Consider the following 25,093-nt stretch of genomic DNA (forward strand, 5'->3'; position numbering starts at 1 on the left):
GGAGAAGGGGGATGCTGTCGCATGAGGAAGTCAAAGAACAATTAGTACTCTTCCTTATCTCCCTCATCTCCCTCATCTCTCTCATCTCCTTATGCTTTCTTTACAAACCTAGCTGATTGCCGCGCTTGTATTGTTGGTAGGCTTTGTAAAACAATCCACTCAAGGTTACGAAGATTAGACCCAGCACAATGCCGTCAAGCAAGGGTTCAACCACTTTAAATCTCCTTTGTTGCTATCGTTCAATATTTTGTTCCCGCTCTTGATTCTACCAAATCTGGCATGAATCCCTTCTTCCAAAGGCTCACATCCCCCTCATCCGACAGCATCCCCCTCATGCCCCTCATCTCCCTCATCCCCCTCATCCCCCTCATCCGACAGCATCCCCCTCACCCCTACCCCCTCCTGAGTTAGCAAAAAAACATTTGTCTGTGCTTGCAGTCACAATCAAGAACTTTTAAGCTATGTGTATGAAATGAAAACTTTTTGTACACTTCAACTTAAACAGCAAACTTTTGGATAACCAGATTACCAAACCTGAAACTCTGATTTGGCGAATCACTCTGACGGCGCTGGCGATTCTGCTAGCAGTTGTTTTGAGCATTTTTGCTGTTGATATAACCAGAGCTTCCGATCCATACGTCAAAAGCGTTCTATCGCTCAAAGGCGACCAAGTACTAGGACACGCCATCTTTCAAATCAACTGTGCTGGTTGTCATGGCTGGGAAGCAGATGGGCGCGTAGGTCCCAGTTTACAAGGAGTCTCAAAGCGTAAATCCTCGTATGGTCTGATTCACCAAGTCATTAGTGGGGAAACTCCACCCATGCCGAAATTTCAACCTAGCCCACAAGAAATGGCGGATTTGTTGAGCTATTTGGAAACCCTATGAACTTCCCAGGAAATAAAAGGTAGGGACTGGGTAGTGCATACCAGAAATTGCCGACTGGATTATAGCACAATAATTGCAGCAAGTAGCTTTCGCTTATGTCCCTGGTTGGGCTGACAAAGACTGCTCGAAAGCAAATTTTGTGACTTGTTCATCAGGCTTTCTAGAACTCGTGTCATCTACATGATTCGAGCTACAACAGCCGTCAGTCCACTCTTTACCCGGTTCGTGCTTACATACTTTCTTAACCTGCTTGCTCATATTACAGCCATTCTTTTTTAATGCTACAGCGTACCTAATTAATATAGCATTCAAGGTAATAAGCGGTAATAAGCGGTAAAGAGTGGAATAATAAGGTTGTGGGCTACCCGGAATGAGTGGTTAAGCTGAGATCTTGCACCCTTCGGGTATCTCCTAAGCCCTGAGTCCTTACGGACACGCTGCGCGAACACGAAGTGTGCGCTTTGCGCTTACGGGCACGCTACGCACATGAAGGAGCCTGCGCTTTGCGCTTACGGAGACGCTGCGCACATGAAGGAGCCTGCGCTTTGCGCTTACGCCAGTCCCCTGGGCGTGGGAAACCCGCCTACAGGGCTGGACTCACCATTCTCAAAACCCTTCGGGTGGGTTGGGTGAAACCATGACAAAACAGGACAACATCCCCCACGAGTACTCCTAATGGTTCCTCAGATATCTGTGGTGGGGGCAAAAAAGGCGGTCATTCTCAATTATCCGTACTTGTTAACAAATAAACCCGCCTTTTTTGCCCTTAGCGTAGCGTTGCCGAAGGCAATAGGTTGTCCGGTTAAGTCTCGGAAAAATGTAGCGGCACTGCCCACAACGTAAAAATAAGGGTTTTCGCGAACGGTAAGCAGTGCCCACCCTACAAAAATTGCAAGAAAACAACTGGTCCAAGATGTGAGTAAGCCAAACTTCCCCTCTCCGCTTGCGGAGAGCAGCGCCCTTCGGGTTCGCCAGTCACCTGGGCGTGGGAAACCCGCCTGCAGTGCTGGCTCACCGTGCGGGGGTTCCCCCCGCCCGTGCGACTGCGGGGGAGGGGTTAGGGGTGGGGTTCTGTAATTATGGGTAATTTGCCGGACACCTTGTGAACATAACTTCTATATTTCAAGGGTGAGGGTTTTAGGAATACATTTCTTTGGCAACAATAAATGGTCAACAATTTGGTTGCGTAACTCTTTTGAAGAGTAACAATCTCCTCGAATACATTCTATTAATAGAATATTGGCATAAAAATAATCTTTCAAAGTTTTGATTTGCTTTTGGGAAAATTTCACATCATCAAAACCAATATGTAAATACAACCTCATCAATCCTTTCAATTTTTTTGACCACTCTTGCCATTCCCATGTCAGGGCATCATCAGAGGGAAAGCAATCTTGCAAGTATATCAGTTCATCTGCTAAATCGTCATATTTCAGTTGTCTAGCACGAGCAACTATATCTTCTTCACCCTCAGTTATATCTTCTACATCATTATTGCTATCATTTGGAAAAGGAAAATGTTCTTTGTCAAGAGTTATTTGGTTTTCCTGTTTATGAATACTAATGATACCCTTTTCCTTATCAATAGTGAGTCCACCTCGGAGTTGAGGAGCATTAACACTAACAGGAAGTTCTTTTCTTAACAAAGGGTTGATGTTATGAGGTTCAAATTCTTGTTCGTAAGCTTTAGCAGAAACTTTAGCAGAAATATCAACTAAATTTAATGCAAAATTGGACAGTTGTGAACGTTTGATAATTTTTTCTCGTTCGTCATTGAACTCTTTCAAAATAACTGCAAGTTTTAAAGCCAAGTTAGAATCAATTTTTGTCAATCGATTAGTGTAAAGTTCAAACTCCTGATCGACAAATAAATAAAACGCTCTCCATGAACTAGATTTTACTGCGTGTAAGGCTGTGACATCATCCAACCAAGCCAACATATCTTGGAAAATTTTACTATTGACTAGCTTGTTGATTTGGCTAAAAATGAGTTTGAGAAATTCATCAGCATTGGCGAGTCGTCCTGCAATCATGAGAAACACTTCTCGCCACTGATGGTTGGTTAAGTGCTGCTTGATAATTTGTTTCAAAATTTCGGGATTTCGACTCTCCACGACGTAATTAGCTACGAAGTATTCCTGAAAAGTTAGGTGGGAGAATGAATAAAGTTCTTGAGCTTGCTTAACAAGTAATCCATGATTGGCTTCGATAGTTTTCAAGACTGCTAAACTGTCAATCCTTAGCGTCTTAGGAGAAATATCAGAAATATTTTCAATATAATTCCTAATTAACTCTTCTAGTTCACTCGTTTGCCAAAAATACTTTTGTGGTTCTTGGTTAAAAGCTTCATAAGCTATCTGGCTAAGCAGATTAATTTTTCGTTGATGTGGTAAGTTAAATTGGTTCGCCCAATTGCGTTCAATTCGCCTACTAGCATCCCATTTGCGTAGCAGGACATTTATAGCATCATCAATCAGTGAGTATTGATTTTTGGGCAATTTATAGTAATCCTCAAACACTAAACACAACATAGTGAGTAGTAAAGGATTTGTTGTTAACTCTTTGATAGAACTGTTTTTTTCTATTTCTCCTAAGAATTCCTCTCCTAGTTTGGGCTCTTGACTAGATGCAAACCATTTATTAACAAACATCACAATTTGGTGTTCATTAAAATCTGCCATCTCCACTTCTGTAAAATATTCAAATGTATAATCTGAAGCTCCGGAACGGCAGGTCATAACAAAACGGTTTTTGGAAAATTGTTCTACCAAAGTATTAATGCTTCTGTATATTCGGTTGCTTTCTGCGTCTCTGACTTCATCTACACCATCTAACAGTATCAAGCAACGACCTTGTTCTAGTAACTCCTGAACAAGTGACTCTGACACAGAAGCGTAAGTGAGCAATTCTCGTTTGATGGCATCAATAAGGCTATGTTTATCTTCTTCATCTGCAAATGCTTTCAATGAAATAAAAATCGGGATAATTTGCTGTCCTACCTCTTGGGTAGTATGCAAAGCTAAGTGTTTAAGAAAAGTCGTTTTACCTGCTCCTGGTTTACCCCAAATCAGAAGCTTAGGATAATGTTTAACGGCATCTAAAGCTGCTATATTTCTATTGCTCACTGTATAGTTGATGCGACTAAAGCTTATACTATTGACATTGTCGCTAGAAATGTTACCTAACAACTCTTCAATTGTTGTTTGCTTTTTGCCTTTAATACCTTCTAAAACATTGACATTCGCATAAACACTATCTAATTCTACAGGTTGAGTCATAGTGAGCACCTTCATTGTGCCGCACTTTATTCTGAGATATTCCTGGTAACGCTCAAGCCAATCTTCATGAACATGAGTGTTTGCTTGTCCTTGTTCTAATGCTGCTTGTTGTCTCAAAGCTTCTTGATAACTTTCGTATCCTAACAACACTCTGCATAAAAAGTTAAGATTCTTCTCCTGCATTTTTGTTGGTTCAGGGTTGTTGAAGAAATTACGTAAAGTTTTGTCAGAAATGACATCTTTTGTCAAATTGTCTTTATCTTGATAAACACGATTTAACTCAGTAATGAGAAGTTTCGGTGAACTACCTAACTTTTCTATATAAGCTTGTTTTAATTTTTCAAATACTTTTTGATGAACTGTAATGGCTGCCATTTATGCTCTCTCGACTTTTCCTAAAATCTTTAGTTTTTATAAAGTTTTACAAACCCAAGTGGATTGTAGGGTATTTAAAAGTGTAAATGTATGCAGATAAACACGGAGAAATTATCTGTTGGGAAATTTTTCTGGCTAGATGGATCAAGGTGAAAAGCCTCCAAGTTCTTTCTTTGAAAACAAAAAATTTTGGTGAGTATCCCTGATTTATCCGTGTGGTGATCCCGAATTTTTTTTTAAGTTTTAGTTTAGTGATACTCCTCAAGATAGTAGAACAAATCTGCTTGTGGGTATACAGACTCTCCTAAAGAAAACTTGTACAGTAGAGTTAATTCCGTTAGTTTCCGGTAGTTACCGCCGATTCTGGTCAACACTACAATAGGAAGTATGATATGAGAAAAAATAAAGTCAGTACTAAGATAGATGCAGATTACGTTAACCAAAAGTATATAAAATTTCTATCTTCTATATCTATTGAATTTAGATTTTCCCTTAACTGTCTGCTATCTTGGATTCATTTGTGGCGTCAAAGTCGATTCGACCACAATGCCACTCTTCAAGCTTTTGAAATCGTTGAGCAACACACCGAACTTCAGACTCTACTGTTGGAACAACTCCTAAACTGGCGTCTTGCTCCTTACGAAATCGACTCTGATGCTTCAAGTTTGTCACTCAATGTAGACTTTCACTATCAAAAGTTAAGAAAGTTTCAATATTCTGTGGCTATCGAGTTCAAGTCGTGCCTGAATCGCACATCTCACTTGACTCAACTATGGCGTCAAGGTCAACTTGACCGCAGTGCTACAATTGTGGCGCTGAAAGAGATTGAGCAAAATGCCAAACGTCAGAGTCAACTTTTGGAAAAACTCCTAAACTGGGATTTTGCTGTTCATGAAGACCATGAGTTGTCCCATGAGTTGTCTATCAAAGCATAACGGGAGCGTGAGAACCCCTGCCTTTTAATCCGGGGATGAAACGTGACACGACAGGTTTTAACAATCATGTTTCTCTGGTAGAATTCTTGAAGGTACTGGGTGGCGATCCATACAGGATATCCATAACTGGACTCCGAGGGTAGAAACGTAGTATGAGTGACTGTACCGTAGTCTGCGGTGGGACGCCCAAAGTGGACGTAAAATCAAAATGCCTGCGGAGACGGTAGTAGCGGGGACTGATTTTCAGTCTAGTTAAGAGTCTAAAAAACAGGAATTAAGGTGGAAATGTATGGCTAATGCCTACATTGGAACATCTTTTAAGAATCCTCGTACATTTTATGCCGAGGAGTACGTCAAGTCTGGCTAAACTGCTGGGCGTAAAATCTGGCATAACGACGCCCCAGCGTTAACAATTCTTCATGAGTTCCCGATTCAACAATTTGACCGCGTTCCAGAACTAAAATGCGATCGCACCGCCTTACTGTACTCAAACGGTGAGCAATAATAAACACAGTCCGCCCTTCCATCAGCCTTTCTAGCGCTTCCTGTACCAAAGCTTCCGACTCTGAATCTAATGCCGATGTGGCTTCATCTAAAATAAGAATTCTGGGGTTCAGCAAAACAGCACGCGCGATTGCAATTCTTTGTCGCTGTCCACCGGATAAATTCACCCCTCTCTCTCCCACCCAAGTGTGATAACCATCTGGCAGTTGGGTGATAAACTGATCGGCGTTAGCAATTTTCGCAGCTTTCTCAACATCTTCGATATCAAACAAGTCTTGCCCGAAAGCAATATTTTGGGCAATTGTCCCAGAAAACATAATCGTTTCTTGGGGAACAATGCCAATTTGTCGCCGCAAGCTGTCAAGTGTGACATCGCGAATATCAACGCCGTCGATTAAGATTTGACCAATATTGGGATCATAAAAGCGGGGGAGAAGATTCACAAAAGTGGTTTTACCAGCACCCGAAGCACCTACAAGGGCGATCGCTTCTCCTGGTTGTGCCAATAAACTGATATCTTTTAAAACAGGTTCACCAGTTTTGTAGGCAAAGGACACAGAACTATATTCCACCTTACCAGTGACGGTCGGAAGCACAACAGCATCTGGTTTTTCCACCACTGTAGGTTGAATTGCCAACAATTCAAAAACGCGGTCAACAGACGCCTCACCCTGTTTAAACTCATTGTAGTTGTTCGTTACGTGAGCGATAGGGTCAATCAACAACCCTCCTGCAGTTAGGTAGCTAAGAAAGTCCGCTACTGTCAAGTTATCATTAGCAATTTGCCACGCGCCAACGAACAGCAGTGTTAAAACACTCAAAACTTCGAGAAATCCGATAATCGGAATCTGAATTGCTTTGAGTCGTTCGACTGAGTATTTTGCTTTTAAAGTGCGTTCTGCTTCACGGCTAAACCGGGAAATTTCGTACTTCTCTGCTGCAAAAGCTTGGATGAGGCGGATACCGCTGAAAACTTCCGTTAGTATTGCTGACAAATCTGAAACACGATTTTGACTTTTTAAGGAGAACTGGCGTAACTTTTCGCCAAACCAACCAATTAAAATACCCATCAACGGTGCAACAATGACTGTAGCAAGCGTCAGTTGCCAATTCAGAGAAATCATGTAAATGGGAATTGCCACCAACTGCAAAACGCAGGGGATAAAGTCGTGAAAGAGTTTGTGTACAACTTCCCCAACTCGGTCGATATCTTCGGTGAGGCGGTAAGATAAATCACCTGCTTTTGCTGTTTCAAAATAGCTGAGATTGAGCTTTTGCAGGTGTGAGTAAACCTGTTTACGGAGATGAAAAGCGACTCGCAGTGCTGCTTTTGCCATGTACATATCTTGCACAGATTGAAAAAATCCTCGGGCAAGAAACACTGCTGCTATGATGCCAAGTTGTAGGGCGATCGCTTTTAAATCACCACCCCCAAAAACAGTTGCAAATTGACGCACAAGAGTCAAAAGTGCCAAAGTCGCTAGCACATATCCCAAGATGCCAATGAACCCCTTGACAATGGTTTGCCACTGGGGTTGGATGTACGGTAGAAGCTGCCAGTAGTTAGAGCGCGTTTTCAAGCTACAACGTCCACAAAAATACTCTCCTTTGTTTGACGCTATCAGCTTTTCTCTAGTTTCTGAAAGCTCAACTAAATACTAATGTCGGAATCTTCTTTAACTTCAGGGCGTAGTAGCCTTGGTAACTTGCCCCCTTAAAAAGGGGGTAAAAGTCCCCCTTTTTAAGGGGAGCCAGTGACGGGTACGCAGGGGTCTTGAGTGGGCGAACTGGCGTGGATTTAGGGGGATCATCGATAAATTTTGGTACAATACGACACTTGACAAACATCCTCTTAGAGTTCCTCTTTCCTTTGAGTTGACTTGCTTGGAGGAGTCCCCCAAAAAGTGACTGCTCTTTAGTAAGGGTTGGATGCTGCTCGGTTAATTTTGTGCATATCTAGGCAAATGTCTGAATTATTGCCCATCGGAATGCGGAAACTGTACGTTTGTTGTTGTATAATCAATCAACGTTTGATTAGTACGGGATCTCATAGCTTACTTGGCGTGAAACCCTTGAAACACTTGGCACAAACTAATTATTAAAAATTGAATATTTTTTAAGTCTCGTATTGAAATTCGTTTCAGTATCTCTAACTGGGGATTAGTGGTCAAAGAACCTGAGCTACGAAGCAAGGGAACCAAGCTTCCAAGCGCTTCTAATCGAGCGAACTTATACCGTGGAGTTGAGCTTGCCCATATTTACGGACTAATGCCCAGATATGCTTCGGTTTTTAGAAGCGGTAAGTACTTGGGAACTTTGAGCAGGATTTTAACCTCTACTCATTTTATTTATAGCAGTGCTAAATCATTTGTGAAAAACAAGATCCCCGACTTCTTAAAGAAGTCGGGGATCTGTGTCTCTCAATTTTCATAAATCTGCGGAGGATTGCTATATGTAAACATTTAAGAGAAAGAATGAAATAAAAATCAATAATAATCAATTCAGTAATGTGCTTAGAAATCTTATTTTTTGGAATTTTTACACACAGCAATCACAGGTACCAAGGCAGTATAAGAGCTAACCTGGTACATGATTCATTTCAAAGCCTTAATCAAAGCTTTGATCCCAATTAAACAACTTTTCTTAAAGCCTTCATAGATTCTACTTGATTTTTAGTGTCTTGTTTGGTAACTTTGGTTATGCTACTCAACCTGGGTACGTGACCGTACTCGGTTGTCGCTTTTTACTAAAATACGTATATACGTATATACGTAAGAAAGCGATCGCAACGAAAAAAACCTCTTGATACCGTGATTGGGTGTGTCTCATTTTTGCTATCGGTCGCAATGAGGTTATGGGGTATCTACCGGATTTTCCACAGGTGAAAATTCATTCTTCTTGAATACCTACTTTTTTGGAGGGCTGTGGTGCTTACACTGACTGCCCTAAATCTGTAGTGTAAATTTGATGATTCACTAAGCGCATACTTTTTAGTGTGAGCGAGGATAGATCCAGTTAAGTTATGTAATTTATGAATAGGCAATAAAATAGCAACTTAGTGTTTGTTTGAGCTACATATGTTGGGGTAAATCTACTAGTAAACCTACGCTTTGAGGCAAAGTAGGTGACAAGGGCAGAATTTTGAATAGACAGGTTTTCTTTTTTAAGACGGAAAAGCAAAATTCATATGGGTTGTCCACATCTTGAATGTGGGTAATGACAAAATATGATTCATCCGCTACATATACCTCTAAATGTATAGTAAATTATTTAATATAGGATGTTGAAATCATTACAGTATCAAGCTGGACAACTCAGTGATTTGCTAGAGGATCTACAAAGTACAGGGGCTAGTGGCTCTGTTTGGATCAATGCAATTGTAAATTCTGAGCAAAAGCCAAGATTGCGTGTTGTCTTTTTGAACAACGGCAAGATTGTTTACGGCGGGTCAAAAAGAGTTAATAATCAAGAACTTGCTAGAAGAATTGGGATTAAGTTAAGTCATGACTGGGCTAACGTTGCTGTTGGATATGCAGCGCAAAAATTACAAAATCCATCATCTTTTCGAGAACTTTTAGAGCAAATCGTGCGGATACGAGTGTTTAAGTGGGAAGAGATTGAAACCTGTATCCATACTGAATTTGTGCAAGTGTTAGAACAAACATTACCTTATCCAGGAAAATTAGAGTTAGATCCCACAGTTGAGATTGACCTAAGTTATGGAAAAGATGCTCACGGTTTGGAATGGAAGAAACTGATCCAAGATGTTGCTCATCGCCAGCACCAATGGACTGCACTTGCTCGTGTTATTCCCAGCATGGAGGCGATTCCTCAACTGTTACCAGGTTGGCGAACAGTAAAAACAAGCATTGCGCAGCAGGATTTATACAAATGGGTGGATGGTAGGCGATCGCTCATAGACATCGCCGAACAATTAGACGAAGACCCTCTGAATCTAGCACAAAGCTATAGGTCGTGGGTAGCATCGAACTGGATAACTTTTGGACAGCACACACCTGTGGTTCAAACAGTTTCTCATGTTGAAGAGCAACGCCCAGTTATTCTGAGTGTTGATGACAGCCCTGTGGTGCAGATTTTAATCAAGCGGGCTTTGGGAGAACGTTATCAAGTTCTTTTTTCAGATAACGCTTTGCAAGCGCTGAGTTTGATGAATACCAATCCTATTGCACTGTTGCTGTTGGATGTCACTATGCCAGATATTGACGGTTTAGAATTCTGCCGTACAGTACGCAGTATTGCGAAATTCAAGAATTTACCCATTATTATGGTCACGGCACGAGATAAATTCTCTGATAAACTTCGAGGTCAAATTGCTGGAACAACTCATTATTTAACCAAGCCATTTGAACCTCACCATTTACTTGAAGTTGTGGGAAAATTTGTGGGCGAAAGACGAGAAACTTTAAAAACTGTCTCTTACAAATATAACTTTCGATAACAAAGTTTTGCAAGCTTTTCAGTTTACTTTTGTATTATTACCTATCCTTTTATTATATAAAATTGTATTCAAATAAGTATCATATGACCATTGACAGTTAATTGTTAACAGTCAACATCAAGAGTAGAAAACTGCAATGGAAAACAAAAAATACCTGACATTTCGTATACATGATTTGCACTATGGAATCGAAGCAGCGCTGGTTGAAGAAATTTTCCCGCTTCCGGAACTGATACCCATTGTTGAAGCAAGTACCGATATTATCGGTATCCTCAATTTGCGGACGCAAATTGTGCCAGTAATACATCTTGATTGGCTTCAAGGATATCTCCCGAAAGTTTGCTATCTTAGCGACTACATCATTATTTTAGGGTGGGAGGGCTTGCAAATTGGCATACTAGTTCACCTGGTAAACGAAATGTTAGAACTAGATGATGAAGTCATTGAAACAGCGCCTGATGATGGATTTATTTGTGATATCAACACGACATTTCTTACTGGTATCGCCAATCTAGATTCAGAAACAATTTTTTTGCTTGATTCCAAGAAATTAGTTCGTCAACCAGATATTTTAGTCACCTTGATTTGGGATGCACAAAGCCAGTTGGAGATGATAACAGGTGATGAGCAACAACAAAATTATCACGAATACCAACAGATTGAGGAATTCCAAACACCAAACTTCTACGACTTATATTCTCCCCATGCGACTCCTGAAGAAAGAGCTATTTTCCGACAGCGGGCGGAGAATCTCAGGCAATCATTAGAAGACTTAGAGGTGACAAACAAGCTGATGCCTTTAGCAGTGATTGGCATTGGTGACGAGTACTATGGGCTAGACTTAGAACTGGTGCGGGAATTCACTGATATTGACAATTTGACACCAATTCCCTGTTGCCCAAACCATATTGTTGGCAATATGAATTTGCGTGGAGAAATTGTCACCTTAGTTGATATTCGGAATGTTTTGAATTTGCCAATCACCCCGATTAGAGTTGGTTCTAAAGCAGTGGTGGTTCAAGTTGATGATATTGTTGCCGGATTGCCTGTCGATAAAGTTTTGGAGGTGGTTAATCTCAACCCTGCTGAAATCAATCCTTTGCCCACAATAAAACTCACGGGCGATGCACAGTACCTTCAAGGAATAGCTTTCTTTCAGGAAAAAATGCTGATTGTCCTAGACTTACCTAAAATCCTGACTCAAGGAGGACTGGTAGTGAATGAACAAATTTAGTGTGAGCGACAATTCGTATTAAGTATAACTCATTCATATTGGCTGAATTCTCAATGAATTTATAAATAGATATCACCTAGAAGGATATGAACATATGTTGGCAAAATTAAAGTTAAGAGGTCGAATTTTATTGGGATATTCATTCCCGCTATTCTTATTGATAGTGATTAGCGGTCTGGCTTTTGGAAATTCTCGAAAACTTGATATATCCTTGAAACAAATAGAAGATACTAAGACCGCATCTCAAGCAACAGGCAAAGCAGCATTGGGTATATCAACAACCGAACGGGCAATGCGTGGTTTGCTGATACTTAATAATGAAAAATCTTTCATAGAATCCGCTGACACGGCAATCTCTCAATACGAAAGCTCGCTTGTAGCTGCTGAAAAGGTTGTTGTGAATCCGCAGCAAAAAGAGCGGTTGAAAAAACTTCGTGAACTTGGGGAGCAACTCAAAAAAATTGACCTAGAGATAATTAGTTTAATACAAACAGGTAAGAAAGATGAAGCAAGAAAAAAATTTGAGACGTTAAAAAGTAGAGAGCTTGTTCAAAATTTTGAAACGTTGCAAAATGAGTTTGAACGGGAGCAAGACAAAATTATTCAAGCATCGATTAACGAAGTCAAACAGGCAACTGTCTTGATACAAATTATTGCCGGTTTGGGTACATTGCTAGCTGCCTCTATTTCCCTAGTCATTTCTTATGCTCTCTCGTCGAGTATTGCTAAGACAATCCAAGACGCCTCAAATGCGGTTGCATCTTCGACAAAAGACATTACGAGCACAGTCAACGAACAGGAACGCACCATCTTGCAGCAGTCTTCCTCAGTGAATGAAACCACAGTTACTATTGAGGAAGTGGGAACTTATTCGCTCCAATCCGCCCAAAAAGCCGAAATTTCTGCCTCTGGAGCGCAGAAAGCCTTAGATCTGGCTGAGTCAGGAACGAAAACAGTGGGTGTGGCGATGGACGGTATTTCGGAACTAAAAGACCAGGTGATTGCGATCGCCAACCAAATTGTTCGTCTTTCTGAGCAAACAGGACAAATCACCACAGTTTCTGACATCGTCGCAGATTTGGCAACCCAAACAAATATGTTGGCTCTCAACGCAGGCGTAGAAGCAGCGCGTGCGGGTGAGCAAGGCAAAGGCTTTGCCGTCGTGGCTGGCGAAATTCGTAAACTGGCTGATCAAAGCAGGAAATCAGCTGACCGAATTCATATTTTGGTCAACGAAGTGCAAGCAGCAATTAACTCCACTATCATGGTGACTGATGAAGGCACCAAAAAAGCGACCCAAGGAATCAGGTTAGCTGAAGAAACAGGTGATGTGTTCATCAATATCGCTGATGCTATTAATATGGTGTTCCTTAACAACCAAGAGATTGCCATGACAGCTAAACAGCAGGCTGTTGCGGTGCAAAGGGTTGTCGCAGCGATGAATGCTATCAACTTAGAAGCAAAAGAAACAGCCCTTGGCATCTCCCAGGTGAAAGAAGCTACCGAAGACCTCAGTGAAGCGGCTCAGAATCTTCAGGCTATGCTGTAACAAAACGAAACAAAATCATTCATCAAAACAGCTTTAAAGCCATGATGATAGAAGACGAAGAACTGCGATCGCTGTACAAAGCAGCCAGTGCCGAACGCATACAGAAAATCGAAGCAGGGTTGCTGCATCTCGAAAAAAATCCCCAAGACAAGGCCAAACTCGAAGGATTACTCCGAGAAACCCACTCCCTCAAAGGTGATTCCCGGATGTTGGGGGTCAAAGATGTGGAAACCCTCACCCACCAAATCGAAGAAATTCTGGGGTCCGTTAAGCAGGGTGAGCGAGTTTTTACTTCCCAACTCTACGAATGCCTTTCTCAAGGACTGGATGCTATTCGTAAAATTGCCCATGAAGCCGTTACCGGACAACCAGCAGGAGTCAGCGTCTTCCATATCCTAGCTCAACTGATGAGAGGTGAGTCTAGTGATGCATGGTCGGAAATTCCAGAAACCGTACCAGAAAACATCACTGAATCAGAGGAGGATTCCTCAACCTTCTCCTTTGCACAGTCCTTGGTCTTCGATGATGCCGAATCAGAGGAAGATTCCTCAACCCTGGCAGAACCACAAAAGGTGTTAAATGATGCAGTTAAAATTGGTGAATCCACGGTAGCAAACGCAGATACTATTGCGGCTGAAAGCGACTACCAAATTGACACTATCCGCGTTGAATCCCAGAGGCTCGATAAGCTGTTGACACAAGTGGGTGAACTGGTGGTTACCAAAAGTCAGATTGCAGACCAACTTGTTGAAATTGAGGAAATGATCACCCTGTGGGAAGAGTTGAACCGACAAGCCTTTGTGATCCGTCAAGCATACAGAGATCTAGAGCGACGCGGGCTAGGTAATCAACTGCAACAGATGCAAAATTCCTGCTCCTTAACAGAAAACCGCCTTAAGGAACTGGGAGAGTATCTCAATCGACTCCAGAAGAAAGCGTTTGATTATACTGCCAGACTCGAAATCATATCCAACGAACTTCAGTCGGGAGTCACCTCTTTGCGACTACTGCCATTATCCACAATTTTTCATCTGTTTCCTCGCACCGTGCGAGATTTGGCTAAGCAGCAAGGCAAAGAAGTTGATCTTCACATCGAAGGTGAACAGATTAGTGTAGACAAGCGGATTATTGAAGAGATGAAAGACCCGCTGATGCACATCCTCCGCAATGCTATAGATCATGGCATCGAAACACCCCAAGAGCGTTTAAAACTTGGCAAGCCCCCTACAGCAACAATTCACTTGAGGGTGTACCAAACTGGCAACACCGTGAGTATTGAAGTTTCAGATGATGGGCGCGGTTTGGATATCGAAGCTATTAAACTAGCAGCGATGCGCCGTGGGATTCGCTCTGAAGCAGAACTGGCAGGTATGTCAACGGCGGAGATTCAGGCATTGATATTTGCCCCTGGTTTCTCCACCCGCACAGCAGTCACTGAGATTTCCGGCAGAGGAGTCGGTTTGGATGTCGTGCGTGCCAACGTCGAACGACTCAAAGGAACCATCCAGGTAGAATTTACACCCAGCAAGGGATGTTTATTTCGCATCACAATCAGTAGCATATTCGCAACGACCCATGTCTTGATTGTGCAGGTGAACCAAAATTCCTATGCCATCCCTGTAGAATTTGTGGAAACAATGCTGTTGGTTTCTCCTCAGGAAATCTTTGCGGTGGAAGGGAGCCAAACCTTCCCCTTCCAAGGACAGCCTGTTTCAGTTGCTTGGCTTGCAGATTTATTAGGCTTACCTGTCAAAGTACCTGCATCAACCCAAGCTTTGAACGTTGGCATCAAAAGTATTCCCTGTGTTATTCTCCAGCTTGGTTCCGAGCGTTTGGGACTGCTAGTAGACACTGTATTGGAGCTACAGGACATTGTCTTGAAGCCACAGAGTCATTTGCTCAAGAGAGTTTGCAATATATCCGGTGCCACAATTCTCGGTACGGGAGAAGTTTGCATGGTGCTCAATCCTCCAGATTTGTTCAAGTCAGCCAAGAAGACAGTTGTTTCTATTACAGTTAAGGAGTTAAGCGAAAAAGCACAAATCAAACAGAAAATTCTTCTGGTTGAAGATTCCATTCCCATTCGTACTCAGATGAGGCGGATTTTGGAAACTGCTGGTTACGAAGTTACTGCTGCTGTAGACGGTCAAGATGGCTTTGACAAACTCAGGGAAAGCAAATTCGATGCCGTGATCTCGGACATCCAAATGCCAAATGTGGACGGGCTGGAACTGACTGCTAAAATTCGCCAATTACCAGAATACAAGGAATTGCCTGTCATTTTGGTGACAACGATGGCATCGGAGGAGGACAAGCGCCAAGGCGCACAGGTCGGAGCAAACGCTTACATCACCAAAGGCGAGTTCGAGCAAGGAGAGTTTTTAGATACATTAAGGAAGTTCGTATAAATGAGTATACGCCAAAAGAAAGTGGTTCTGGTTGAGGATTCCCCTATTGCTCTGGAAATTCTTCAACGATTACTAAATTCCTCACCAGAGGTCGCTGTGGTCGGTACAGCACGCGATGGTGAGGAGGGTCTGGAAGTGATTACCAAGACGCAGCCGGATGTGATTTGTACAGACCTGATGATGGAAAATATGGATGGTCTGGAGTTGACCAAGCGTGTCATGGCTCAAGACCCGCGACCAATTTTGGTGATTAGCAATTTTGTCCAAAACACCGACATCGACACTATCTTTCGTCTGTTGCAAGCTGGTGCTGCAGATGTTTTCCCCAAACCAACCACTGGTTCGCCGACTGACTATGAGAAAATTAAAGCAGCGTTGATTGCCAAAATTAAAGTCCTTTCGAGTATGAATGTGGCTGCCAAACCGCAACAACAAAAACAGCCGTTGACTCCTCCTGGGTCGCCGACAACATCTGGGTCGTCCTTAAAAACTGAAACACCAGTAACAAATGTGGCACTTTCCTACCGGGTGATCTGTATAGGGGCTTCCACACGAGGTCTTCAACCTATCCAAAAGATTCTGAGCAAACTGCCGGCTGATTTCCCATTGCCGATTATTTGTACCCTGCACGTAGGTGAAGGCGTTTTGTCAAAATTGGTGGATTGGTTGTCCTCCCAGTGTAAGTTGAGAATCAAAGTTGCTGAAGTTGGTGAGTCCCCTGAACCAGGAACAGTTTATTTTGCTCCAGAGAAGAATCATCTTGAATTAGACTCAAAAGGCAAGTTTATTTATTCAAGAGCTGTACCAGGAGAAAAGCATTGTCCCTCGATTACAGTTATGTTTAAATCTATGGCTAGCTTCTATGGCAAAACAACCGCTGGGGTTTTATTAACTGGGCTTGGTCATGACGGTGTACAAGGCTTACAGGCAATTTCTCAAGTAGGAGGTCTGACAATCGCCCAAGATGACAATGGTGTGGCGTTTGGCATGGTGAAAGAGGCACTGGCACTCGGTGCTGCTCAACATTTGCTTCCCATTGAAGACATCGCCCCTTTCTTACTCTTATTTTCTTTGAACAAATAGTTAACAACCCAACCAAGTCTTGATAACGTCAAGAAGACTGGAACCACCCCAAATTAACGCAAATAAAATTGAGGTAGTTAGAATTGCACCCATCACACAAAGGACTAAACCACTGAGACTAATAGCACCATCATCTTCTAGCAAACCAAAGCCAGTCACGAAAATTCCCATTGCGGGTAGAGTATTTGTTCCCGCAATGGGAATCATCATCGAAATTGCCATCAGGGCGATCGCACTGCCAATCGTCACTTATTAGCCAGAATGTGCCTAGACCGTTTTAGCGCCTAAGTTCTGCATATCTCAATGAAACGTAAGTATTCGAGTGAACTAAGATATGTAATACTAATTGTTAGATTATCTAACTAAAAAAGGCAAATTTCATCCGTGGTGCAACTGACTATCACTGAGGCTGCATTGCAGGCGTACGACCTCAGTCGCAAGTTTGGCAAATTTACTGCAGTCGATGCCTTAAGTTTCACTATAAAAGTCGGTGAAGTGTTTGGCTTGCTCGGACCGAACGGTGCAGGCAAGAGTACAGTAATTAAGATGTTGACAACTCTGCTGCCCCCTAGTTCAGGACAAGCAGTCATAGCTGGATTTGATGTTACTCATCAAGCGCCAGCAGTGAGGCGAGTCATTGGTTATGTTCCCCAAGCACTTTCTTGTGATGGCAATTTAACAGGTTATGAAAATCTGCTGATTTTTGCCAAGCTGTATGATATTCCCCGGTCAAAACGCGAACATCGAATCCGGGAGGCTCTATTATTTATGGGTTTGCAGGATGTCGCCCACAGACTAGTGCGAAACTACTCTGGTGGCATGATCCGCAAGCTGGAAATTGCTCAATCGATTCTGCATCAGCCTAAAATTCTGTTTCTTGACGAGCCAACTGTAGGACTAGACCCGATAGCACGCAATCAGGTGTGGGAGCTTGTGCAACAACTCCTTGAGAATTATGGCACGACTGTACTGTTAACCACTCACTTTTTAGAAGAAGCAGATAGCTTATGTGACCGAGTGGCAATTATGCATCGAGGCAAAATCGTTGTAACTGGTACACCCGCAGAATTGAAAGCTTCTTTGGCTAAGAGTAATGCAACTTTAGATGATGTGTTTATCCACTACACAGGTGACCAACTAGCATCAGGAGTCAGCTACCATGAGACATCGAGAATCAGACGCGCTGCACGTCGCTTGGGCTAACGGACGACCCTCTCGTTCAGCAAATTTACTGGCTGCCATTTCCGACTTGATAACAAAGACACTCGTGATTGTCGAGCTGGAAGTCCGCAAGCTATGGCATGATCCAAGCGATATATTTTTGCGTACAGCGCAACCTGCATTGTGGCTTCTTATTTTCGGACAAGTCTTTAGCCGCATTCGTGCCATTCCCACCAATGGCTTGCCATATCTCGACTTCATGGCTGCTGGAATTTTGGCTCAAAGCGTGCTATTTATGGCAATTTTCACAGGTGGTATGGCAATTATTTGGGAAAAAGACTTAGGAATTGTTCATAAATTCCTGGCTAGTCCTACTCCCCGGGTAGCTATGGTACTAGGCAAATCTCTATCTTCTGGGGTGCGAAGTCTACCTCAGATAGTCATTATTTATGGATTATCACTGCTGTTGGGTGTCAAATTGAATTTCAATCCGCTCGCCATTATGGGAGTTGTGCTGATTGTAGTTATGGGAGCAGTCTGTTTCTCGACCTTTTCACTGATCATTGGATGTCTTGTGAAAACAAGAGAACGCTTTACAGGGATTGGGCAGTTAATGACTATGCCATTGTTTTTTGCCAGTAATGCGATCTACCCCATTTCGCTGATGCCAAAATGGTTGCAGATGATTTCACACCTTAATCCGTTAACATATCAGGTTGATGCTCTTAGAGGTACAATGCTGGCAAATGGCACAAGCACATATGGGTTTGCTGTAGACTTTACAGTTCTGCTAGTTGCAATTGTGGTCATGACAGTCATTAGTGGACGGCTGTATTCACGCGTGGTTATGTAACTTACAGCTATTTTCAGGTAAATAAACCACATTTGCCGTAGGGGCACAGCATTGCTGTGCCCTTACAGTGTGGTTCAAATACGTAAAAACTGGTGTAATTGCGCGCAGACTCATACGATTTTTTCTTTGCCTTCAGTCCTAAGTCACTGCAAGTAAAGAGCGTTTTTCTTGACCGAAATTTGTATATCGTAGGTAAAGCATCTGCTCTACCTATGATTTTGCTGTCTTCTGATTGTATCTAAATAGGTAGCAGCAGAGGTTAAGAGATTGTTATCTCTAAGATAGAATGACAACTTTGCATCGTTAAACTTGCAATGAGTTAGGAAAAATAACAATAAAATGGGCTTAGAGCAAACTTCTCAAAAAACAACCTCAAAAGATTGTGCGGCTAAGGTGATGGAAACAATTCCATTGGTTATGCGAGCAATCCGAGCAGATATGCGTGCTATAGGCTCTACTACGTTGTCTGTCCCTCAATTCCGGACGCTCGCATTTTTGGATCGCAACCCTGGTGCTTCACTTTCTGGCCTTGCTGAACACTTGGGAGTGACTCGTGCGACAGCATCAGCAACTATAGAGCGGCTTGTTCAGCGCAACTATGTCCATCGCAATGATCACCCTCAAGAACGGCGGCGTGTTGTCCTTAAGCTGACGGAAGACGGGCTGCATCACTTGGAACAAGCTCGCAAACAAACTCGCGATCGCATTGCTGATCTCTTCACTCACCTCACACAAGAACAAATTCTTCAGATCGAAGAAGGATTGATTTTATTAAAGCAAGTGTTTGAACAAACTGTAGAACAGAAACAAACTGACTATATAGACTCTCCTTAACCTGATTGCAAGTACACAAATATATTGACAACGAATGGTTAGAAAGCTAATAGTTAGACAGCTAGGGAAAAAAGACTACGAAGTTTTTTGACGGCAGAACTAACCCAAGCAGGTTGAGACACCAAAAAATAAGAATATGAACGGCAACTCAAAGCAATTGCATCTACCTCAGCCATCATCAGGAAAGTGGTGGGCAATGTTGGGTGTTGGTCTGGGTGTACTAATGTTTACTATAGACACCAGTATTGTCAACATTGCTCTTCCCACTTTGGTGCAGGTATTCCACACAAGCTTTGCCACCATACAATGGGTCGTCTTGAGCTACTTGCTTGTCGTGACTGCGTTAGTATTGGGTGCAGCTCGTCTCGGGGATATGTTCGGAAAGAAACAGCTGTATCTCGGAGGATTGGTGCTGTTTACTGTGAGTTCGCTTTTGTGTGGACTTGCACCTGGAGACTACTGGCTGATTGGGTTTCGCGCACTGCAAGGACTGGGAGCCGTGATGATTTCAGCGCTGGGAGCGGCAATTGTTACCGAGGTTTTTCCAAGTTCAGAACGCGGGCGGGCGCTGGGTATCATTGGCGCGGTTGTCTCTTTGGGTATTGCCCTTGGTCCTACAGTCGGGGGATTGCTGATTGGGCTTTCTGGCTGGCGCAGCATCTTTTTGGTGAATCTGCCGATAGGGATATTCGCCAGCTTTGTCGTAGTCCGCAGTGTTCCTGCAGGTAAGAGCAACTCAACCAAACAAAAGTTTGATGGGCTAGGGGCACTGATTATGACTTTGACCTTGGTTTGCTTCGCCGTTGGGATGACAGCCGGACAAAATCAGGGCTTTGGTAGTATTGGGGCACTGGCGTTGCTTGCGATCGCCATCCTTGGCTTGATAAGTTTTTTATGGCTTGAAACGCGCATCCAACAACCCATGCTAGACTTGCAGCTGTTTCGCAATCTGCAGTTTAGCCTCAGCTTGTTATCAGGCTTGCTAGTGTTTATCGTGATTGCAGGCGTGATTTTTATTGCTCCTTTCTTTCTTGAGTTAGTTCTCCACTATTCCACCCAACAAGTAGGGTTGTTGCTGGCGGTGTCGCCTGTGTTGGGTGGTATCGTCGCCCCCTTTTCTGGGAATCTATCAGATAGATTTGGACCGCGTATCATCAGCTTGATTGGGTTGCTGTTGATGACAGTTGGATGTCTTGGCATCAGTACCTTCAATGCTCAGTTGACAGAACTCGGTTATATTGTACGGGTTGCGCCCTTTGGCATTGGGCTGGGAATGTTTCAATCACCCAACAATAGCGCTATTTTGGGCGAGGTTCCTCCAGAACGTCTGGGTATTGCTTCCGGGTTGATGTCTTTATCCCGGACTTTAGGACAAACCACAGGATTATCAGTCATGGGAGCTTTGTTTGCAGTGCTGACTCTCTCCCAGTCCTCTGCTGTTGATGTCACAGCTGCACCTGCTGAAGCACTGGTGTTTGGTCTCCAGAGAACCTTTCGGATCGCAGCAATCGTTTTGTTTACCGCAGCAGTACTCGTTGCTTTCCTCTGGAGAACAGGTGGGCGCGAGCAAAAAGCGTCAAGTAGATGAGATAATAAGTATAATGCACTTACTTTTGCGCTTATAGTTCTTTAGCTTGAGAAACAGATACCTAAGAGTCCTAAAATTATTCTGGAGCACTGCCATAGAGGCTGAGCTGGAGTATCGTATCAACTTCCTGTTAGCAACCTTGAGCAGCTTGGGTAATCTTGCAGGTAGTCTCTTTGGGCTATTCTTGTTTTATGGTAACGGCTACACCTTTTCAGGGTGGTCATGGGAAGCAGCTTTGGTAGTTTTGGGAATTTTTACCCTGCTGCAAGGTTTTTCTGCAACTTTCCTTGCCCCAAACCTGAATAGCATTGTCCGCCACGTACAGGAAGGTACACTGGACTTTGTGCTACTCAAACCCATCCGCAGCCAGTTTTGGCTTTCCACCCGTACCGTCTCACCTTGGGGACTCCCGGATGTAGTTTTTGGGAGTATCATAATTGGCTACGCAGGTAGAAAACTCGGTTTAGGAATAGACGACTACCTCATCAGTGCAATTCCTCTGAGTTTTGGCTTGGTCATTCTTTATAGTCTGTGGTTCATGTTAGGAGCCACGAGTATTTGGTTCGTCAAAATTTACAACGTCACCGAAGTGCTGCGGGGTTTTTTGGAAGCTGGGCGATACCCGATGGTAGCCTATCCTACTGCATTCCGCTTTTTCTTCACGTATGTTGTTCCTGTAGCTTTTTTAACGACTATACCTGCGGAAGCGATGCTGGGTAGGGGTCAAATCGGTTGGATAGTAGGCGCGGGTGTGTTGGCGATCGCACTGTTTTTTGTTTCCTCCAGGTTTTGGCGGTTTGCCTTGCGGTTTTATACCAGTGCTTCGAGTTAGAAAGTGGTAACTACTAATTCGGAATGTCTTAAATGCTGCAACTTTTCGTATAACAGATGCATCGAACTGAGAATAAGCTGTTGTGCATTTAGTTTGCACAATTTGGGCGGGCAAGATGCCATTGGTGTCAACTTAAGGTGAAAACCTTGTCATTACGTTACATTATGCCTTATCCTACTCGCCCACAATTGTCGCTTCACCCCACCCCGGTTTTGTCTTGCGCCAAAACCTCCCCTCCCCTTACCAAGGGGAGGGGTAAGGGGTGGGGTAAAACCAATGTGGAATTAATGGTTAAACGTGATTGTTGACACGTATGGCAAGATGCCCACCCCACAAGAATTTGATTAAAAGATGATGTGCAAATTGTAGGATTTTCAGCTTAAAACCACTCAGTTTGCGAACCAAAAACCTGTTAACTACTTGAATAAAGGGCGCGTGATTGCGATCGCCTCACGAATGCGCTCTGCCCAATCGCCCGTTTCAGTTCTCTTACAAATTAGCAAGCAGAAATTACGAATACGTGATTTTATGCCAAAGCATAGGCGATCGCGAGCATCAACAGAAAAAAGAAAGCTGATGCTTAGGGAGTACCAAAAAATAAATTATCCATTATGTAGGGTGGGTTAGGCGCACGACAGTTGAGGTTTTACATACAGGAGTAAAGTGCGCCGTAACCCACCATTCTTCGCTGCATCACTACAAATTGGAGATTTTTTTAATTGGAAGTCCCTTAACCCGCAACGATTTCCATTTACTGTGACAGAGTTTACCGGAAATCAGCGGATTGTTTCAATAGCTTTGCCGGAATTAAACCTGATTGCCCAGCAGGTATTATCAGTGTAACGCCTACGGGCTTCATCCTCGCTTTGCACTTGCTACGGGTTTGATGGATGCATCAACTGCTCTACCTCCACTGCTTCTTTTTGTAAATCCAACTCTCGGTAGATTTGCAGACTTTGAGATAAAAACTGAGTAGCAATTGGCTCTGCATCAGGCTGATTTTGTTGTGTACGTTTTTGGTAAATTTCGCCCAATAGCTTGAGTGCTGCGGCTTCCTGTTTGCGGCGGTTATACTCATGAAAGATTTGCAGACATTCTTGAGCGATTTCTTCCGCACGGTTGAGATTTTGTAAAACTTCCACCTCTAAATAAGCACGAGCCATATCGAGAGCTGCATTGGCTCTATCCACTGTTTGCCCTAGTTCAGTAAGATAAGTTAAGCCAGTGTGGTAGTATTGCTCGAACAGGACGACTTGTTCTTGTATTGATGAGTCGTCGCTAGGTAAGAAATGTAGGCGTTCTGAGTAGAGTAAACCGAGAATGGTGTAGTCGTAAGCTAGATGATACTTATAATCGCCTGTCGTATTAAATTGAATTGCTTGCCGAATATTATTTTCAGCTTGTGTTAATAGATTGAGAGCTACAACGTTATCTTGATAAGTTTTAGCTAAAAGTGTTTGAGCATAACCAAATCTCCTAAGAGTCTGAGCTAAATTATTTTCTCGACCTAAGTGTTGGCAAAGTCCCTTGCTTTGTTGATAGTAGTTGATTGCTTGCTCATATTTACCCCACCCTTGATAAATCCTACCTAACTGAAAGTGAGCACCGGCTATTCCGACTTGGTCACCCAACTGCTGACGAATGGCTAAGCATTGGTTTTCGCATTCAATAGCTTGCTCATACTTCCCCCATTCTCTGTAGCAAACAGCCAAATTGTACCACTGGTTAGCTACATCCTTATCTCGACCTAACTGTTGGTAACGTTCCTGGCTTTGTTCATAGGAACTTATTGCTTGCTCGTATTTCCCCCACCCTTGATAAATCCTACCTAACTGATTGTAAGCATTGGCTATACTAGCTTGGTCATCCAACTGCTGACGAATGGCTAAGCATTGGTTTTCGCATTCAAGTGCTTGCTGATATTTCCCCGATTCTCTGTAGCAATCAGCCATCCAGTACCACAGGTTGGCTACATCCTTATCTCGACCTAACTGTTGGTAACGTTCCTGGCTTTGTTGATGGTAGTGGATTGCTTGTTCGTATTTACCCCACCCTTGATAAATCTTACCTAACTGATTGTAAGCACTGGCAATACTAGCTTGGTCATCCAACTGCTGACGAATAGCTAAGCCTTGGTTTTCGCATTCAAGTGCTTGCGAATACTTCCCCCAGTCTCTGTAGCAATCAGCCAACCATAACCACAAGTCAGCTACATCCTTATCTCGACCTAAGTGTTGGTAAAGTTCCTTGCTTTGTTGATAGGAATTGATTGCTTGCTCGTATTTGCCCCACCCTTGATAAATCCTACCTAACCGAAAGTAAGCATTGGCAATACTAGCTTGGTCATCCAACTGCTGACGAATAGCTAAGCCTTGGTTTTCGCATTCAAGTGCTTGCGAATACTTCCCCCAGTCTCTGTAGCAATCAGCCAACCATAACCACAAGTCAGCTACATCCTTATCTCGACCTAAGTGTTGGTAAAGTTCCTTGCTTTGTTGATAGGAATTGATTGCTTGCTCGTATTTGCCCCACCCTTGATAAATCCGACCTAACTGATTGTAAGCAAGGGCAATTCTGACTTGGTCATCTAACTGCTGACGAATGGCTAAGTCTTGGTTCTCGCATTCAACGGCTTGCGAATATTTCCCCCATTCTCTGTAGCAAACAGCCATCCAGTACCACTGGTTAGCTACATCCTTATCTCGACCTAAGTGTTGGTAAAGTTCCTGGCTTTGTTGATAGGAATTGATTGCTTGCTCGTATTTGCCCCACCCTTGATAAATCCGACCTAACTGATTGTAAGCAAGGGCAATTCTGACTTGGTCATCTAACTGCTGACGAATGGCTAAGCATTGGTTTTCGCATTCAAGTGCTTTCTCATATTTTCCCCATTCTCTGTAGCAATCAGCCAAATTGTACCACAGGTTAGCTACATCCTTATCTCGACCTAACTGTTGGTAACGTTCCTTGCTTTGTTGATAGGAACTTATTGCTTGCTCGTATTTCCCCCACCCTCGATAAATAATTCCTAACTGATTGTAAGCACTGGCTATACTGGCTTGGTCATCTAACTGCTGAAGAATGGCTAAGCATTGGTTTTGGTATTCAAGTGC

The 25,093-nt window shown here is 43.0% G+C and carries 19 protein-coding genes and 1 pseudogene; 14 read left to right on the forward strand and 6 right to left on the reverse strand.

Annotated features, from left to right (window positions below; genetic code table 11):
• Nucleotides 1-100: 100 nt before the first annotated feature.
• Entirely contained in the window at nt 101-214 is a 114-nt protein-coding gene (gene petG, locus ACM0OZ_RS28560; RefSeq protein WP_017316458.1) for a cytochrome b6-f complex subunit V, read from the reverse strand.
• A 298-nt stretch (nt 215-512) separates the two neighbouring features.
• On the opposite strand from petG, the gene ACM0OZ_RS28565 reads away from it, so the two are divergent.
• Nucleotides 513-887, forward strand: a complete 375-nt coding sequence (locus ACM0OZ_RS28565) for a c-type cytochrome (RefSeq protein ID WP_096570299.1) — start codon at nt 513-515, stop codon at nt 885-887.
• A 93-nt stretch (nt 888-980) separates the two neighbouring features.
• On the opposite strand, the gene ACM0OZ_RS28570 is transcribed toward ACM0OZ_RS28565, so the two are convergent.
• Nucleotides 981-1,145, reverse strand: a complete 165-nt coding sequence (locus tag ACM0OZ_RS28570) for a hypothetical protein (protein ID WP_414586217.1) — start codon at nt 1,143-1,145, stop codon at nt 981-983.
• A gap of 417 nt (nt 1,146-1,562) precedes the next feature.
• Between ACM0OZ_RS28570 and ACM0OZ_RS28575 the strand changes: the two genes are divergently transcribed.
• Complete coding sequence (locus ACM0OZ_RS28575; protein ID WP_414586218.1) at nt 1,563-1,730, forward strand: hypothetical protein; 168 nt, start codon at nt 1,563-1,565, stop codon at nt 1,728-1,730.
• A 272-nt stretch (nt 1,731-2,002) separates the two neighbouring features.
• On the opposite strand, the gene ACM0OZ_RS28580 is transcribed toward ACM0OZ_RS28575, so the two are convergent.
• Nucleotides 2,003-4,540: an NACHT domain-containing protein gene (locus ACM0OZ_RS28580; RefSeq protein WP_414586219.1), complete on the reverse strand. Its 2,538-nt coding sequence runs from the start codon at nt 4,538-4,540 to the stop codon at nt 2,003-2,005.
• Nucleotides 4,541-4,932: 392 nt separating this feature from the next.
• Between ACM0OZ_RS28580 and ACM0OZ_RS28585 the strand changes: the two genes are divergently transcribed.
• The gene (locus ACM0OZ_RS28585; RefSeq protein WP_414586220.1) at nt 4,933-5,475 is read left to right on the forward strand and encodes a hypothetical protein; all 543 of its coding nucleotides are present in this window, start codon (nt 4,933-4,935) and stop codon (nt 5,473-5,475) included.
• Between the two features lie 353 nt (nt 5,476-5,828).
• Here the strand turns inward: ACM0OZ_RS28585 and ACM0OZ_RS28590 are convergent, their stop codons facing one another.
• Complete coding sequence (locus ACM0OZ_RS28590; protein ID WP_414586221.1) at nt 5,829-7,559, reverse strand: ABC transporter ATP-binding protein; 1,731 nt, start codon at nt 7,557-7,559, stop codon at nt 5,829-5,831.
• 1,700 nt (nt 7,560-9,259) lie between these two features.
• Here ACM0OZ_RS28590 and ACM0OZ_RS28595 point away from each other — a divergent pair.
• The 5 genes from ACM0OZ_RS28595 to ACM0OZ_RS28615 all read left to right on the forward strand — a co-directional run bounded on the left by ACM0OZ_RS28595 (nt 9,260) and on the right by ACM0OZ_RS28615 (nt 16,712).
• Nucleotides 9,260-10,438, forward strand: a complete 1,179-nt coding sequence (locus tag ACM0OZ_RS28595) for a response regulator (RefSeq protein WP_414586222.1) — start codon at nt 9,260-9,262, stop codon at nt 10,436-10,438.
• Between the two features lie 136 nt (nt 10,439-10,574).
• A complete protein-coding gene (locus ACM0OZ_RS28600) occupies nt 10,575-11,672 on the forward strand; it encodes a chemotaxis protein CheW (protein WP_414586223.1) in 1,098 nt (365 codons plus the stop codon).
• Between the two features lie 94 nt (nt 11,673-11,766).
• Nucleotides 11,767-13,221 (forward strand): methyl-accepting chemotaxis protein, encoded by a 1,455-nt coding sequence (locus ACM0OZ_RS28605; protein ID WP_414586224.1) that lies wholly within the window; start codon nt 11,767-11,769, stop codon nt 13,219-13,221.
• A 41-nt stretch (nt 13,222-13,262) separates the two neighbouring features.
• Entirely contained in the window at nt 13,263-15,629 is a 2,367-nt protein-coding gene (locus ACM0OZ_RS28610; RefSeq protein WP_414586225.1) for a response regulator, read from the forward strand.
• Nucleotides 15,630-16,712, forward strand: coding sequence for a chemotaxis protein CheB (locus ACM0OZ_RS28615; protein WP_414586226.1), 1,083 nt, complete (start codon nt 15,630-15,632; stop codon nt 16,710-16,712).
• On the opposite strand, the pseudogene ACM0OZ_RS28620 reads toward ACM0OZ_RS28615, so the two are convergent.
• A pseudogene (locus ACM0OZ_RS28620) lies at nt 16,713-16,961 on the reverse strand (exopolysaccharide biosynthesis protein); the annotation flags it as partial.
• A 135-nt stretch (nt 16,962-17,096) separates the two neighbouring features.
• On the opposite strand from ACM0OZ_RS28620, the gene ACM0OZ_RS28625 reads away from it, so the two are divergent.
• The 6 genes from ACM0OZ_RS28625 to ACM0OZ_RS28650 all read left to right on the forward strand — a co-directional run bounded on the left by ACM0OZ_RS28625 (nt 17,097) and on the right by ACM0OZ_RS28650 (nt 22,823).
• A complete protein-coding gene (locus tag ACM0OZ_RS28625) occupies nt 17,097-17,915 on the forward strand; it encodes an ATP-binding cassette domain-containing protein (protein WP_414586227.1) in 819 nt (272 codons plus the stop codon).
• Complete coding sequence (locus ACM0OZ_RS28630; protein ID WP_414586228.1) at nt 17,872-18,726, forward strand: ABC transporter permease; 855 nt, start codon at nt 17,872-17,874, stop codon at nt 18,724-18,726. Before ACM0OZ_RS28625 ends, ACM0OZ_RS28630 begins: the two co-directional genes overlap by 44 nt.
• 339 nt (nt 18,727-19,065) lie before the next feature.
• Nucleotides 19,066-19,560 carry a MarR family winged helix-turn-helix transcriptional regulator gene (locus ACM0OZ_RS28635; protein WP_414586229.1) on the forward strand — a complete coding sequence of 165 codons (495 nt, stop codon included), beginning with the start codon at nt 19,066-19,068 and terminating at the stop codon, nt 19,558-19,560.
• A 136-nt stretch (nt 19,561-19,696) separates the two neighbouring features.
• The gene (locus ACM0OZ_RS28640; RefSeq protein WP_414586230.1) at nt 19,697-21,148 is read left to right on the forward strand and encodes an MFS transporter; all 1,452 of its coding nucleotides are present in this window, start codon (nt 19,697-19,699) and stop codon (nt 21,146-21,148) included.
• Between the two features lie 46 nt (nt 21,149-21,194).
• Nucleotides 21,195-21,980 carry an ABC transporter permease gene (locus ACM0OZ_RS28645; protein ID WP_414586231.1) on the forward strand — a complete coding sequence of 262 codons (786 nt, stop codon included), beginning with the start codon at nt 21,195-21,197 and terminating at the stop codon, nt 21,978-21,980.
• Between the two features lie 663 nt (nt 21,981-22,643).
• Nucleotides 22,644-22,823: a hypothetical protein gene (locus ACM0OZ_RS28650; RefSeq protein ID WP_414586232.1), complete on the forward strand. Its 180-nt coding sequence runs from the start codon at nt 22,644-22,646 to the stop codon at nt 22,821-22,823.
• A gap of 32 nt (nt 22,824-22,855) precedes the next feature.
• On the opposite strand, the gene ACM0OZ_RS28655 is transcribed toward ACM0OZ_RS28650, so the two are convergent.
• Nucleotides 22,856-25,093: tetratricopeptide repeat protein (locus ACM0OZ_RS28655; protein ID WP_414586233.1), on the reverse strand; the 2,238-nt coding region annotated here is incomplete at its 5' end.

The sequence above is a fragment of the Scytonema sp. PCC 10023 genome, from assembly GCF_963920835.1.
Taxonomy (GTDB): domain Bacteria; phylum Cyanobacteriota; class Cyanobacteriia; order Cyanobacteriales; family Nostocaceae; genus Kalymmatonema.

Excerpts from the sequence above, each read along its gene's own strand:
- ACM0OZ_RS28570 (WP_414586217.1), bottom strand. The coding sequence starts at position 1,145 with ATGAGCAAGCAGGTTAAGAAAGTATGTAAGCACGAACCGGGTAAAGAG.
- ACM0OZ_RS28575 (WP_414586218.1), top strand. The coding sequence starts at position 1,563 with ATGGTTCCTCAGATATCTGTGGTGGGGGCAAAAAAGGCGGTCATTCTC.
- ACM0OZ_RS28580 (WP_414586219.1), bottom strand. The coding sequence starts at position 4,540 with ATGGCAGCCATTACAGTTCATCAAAAAGTATTTGAAAAATTAAAACAA.
- ACM0OZ_RS28585 (WP_414586220.1), top strand. The coding sequence starts at position 4,933 with ATGAGAAAAAATAAAGTCAGTACTAAGATAGATGCAGATTACGTTAAC.
- ACM0OZ_RS28595 (WP_414586222.1), top strand. The coding sequence starts at position 9,260 with ATGTTGAAATCATTACAGTATCAAGCTGGACAACTCAGTGATTTGCTA.
- ACM0OZ_RS28600 (WP_414586223.1), top strand. The coding sequence starts at position 10,575 with ATGGAAAACAAAAAATACCTGACATTTCGTATACATGATTTGCACTAT.
- ACM0OZ_RS28605 (WP_414586224.1), top strand. The coding sequence starts at position 11,767 with ATGTTGGCAAAATTAAAGTTAAGAGGTCGAATTTTATTGGGATATTCA.
- ACM0OZ_RS28610 (WP_414586225.1), top strand. The coding sequence starts at position 13,263 with ATGATGATAGAAGACGAAGAACTGCGATCGCTGTACAAAGCAGCCAGT.
- ACM0OZ_RS28615 (WP_414586226.1), top strand. The coding sequence starts at position 15,630 with ATGAGTATACGCCAAAAGAAAGTGGTTCTGGTTGAGGATTCCCCTATT.
- ACM0OZ_RS28630 (WP_414586228.1), top strand. The coding sequence starts at position 17,872 with ATGAGACATCGAGAATCAGACGCGCTGCACGTCGCTTGGGCTAACGGA.
- ACM0OZ_RS28635 (WP_414586229.1), top strand. The coding sequence starts at position 19,066 with ATGGGCTTAGAGCAAACTTCTCAAAAAACAACCTCAAAAGATTGTGCG.
- ACM0OZ_RS28640 (WP_414586230.1), top strand. The coding sequence starts at position 19,697 with ATGAACGGCAACTCAAAGCAATTGCATCTACCTCAGCCATCATCAGGA.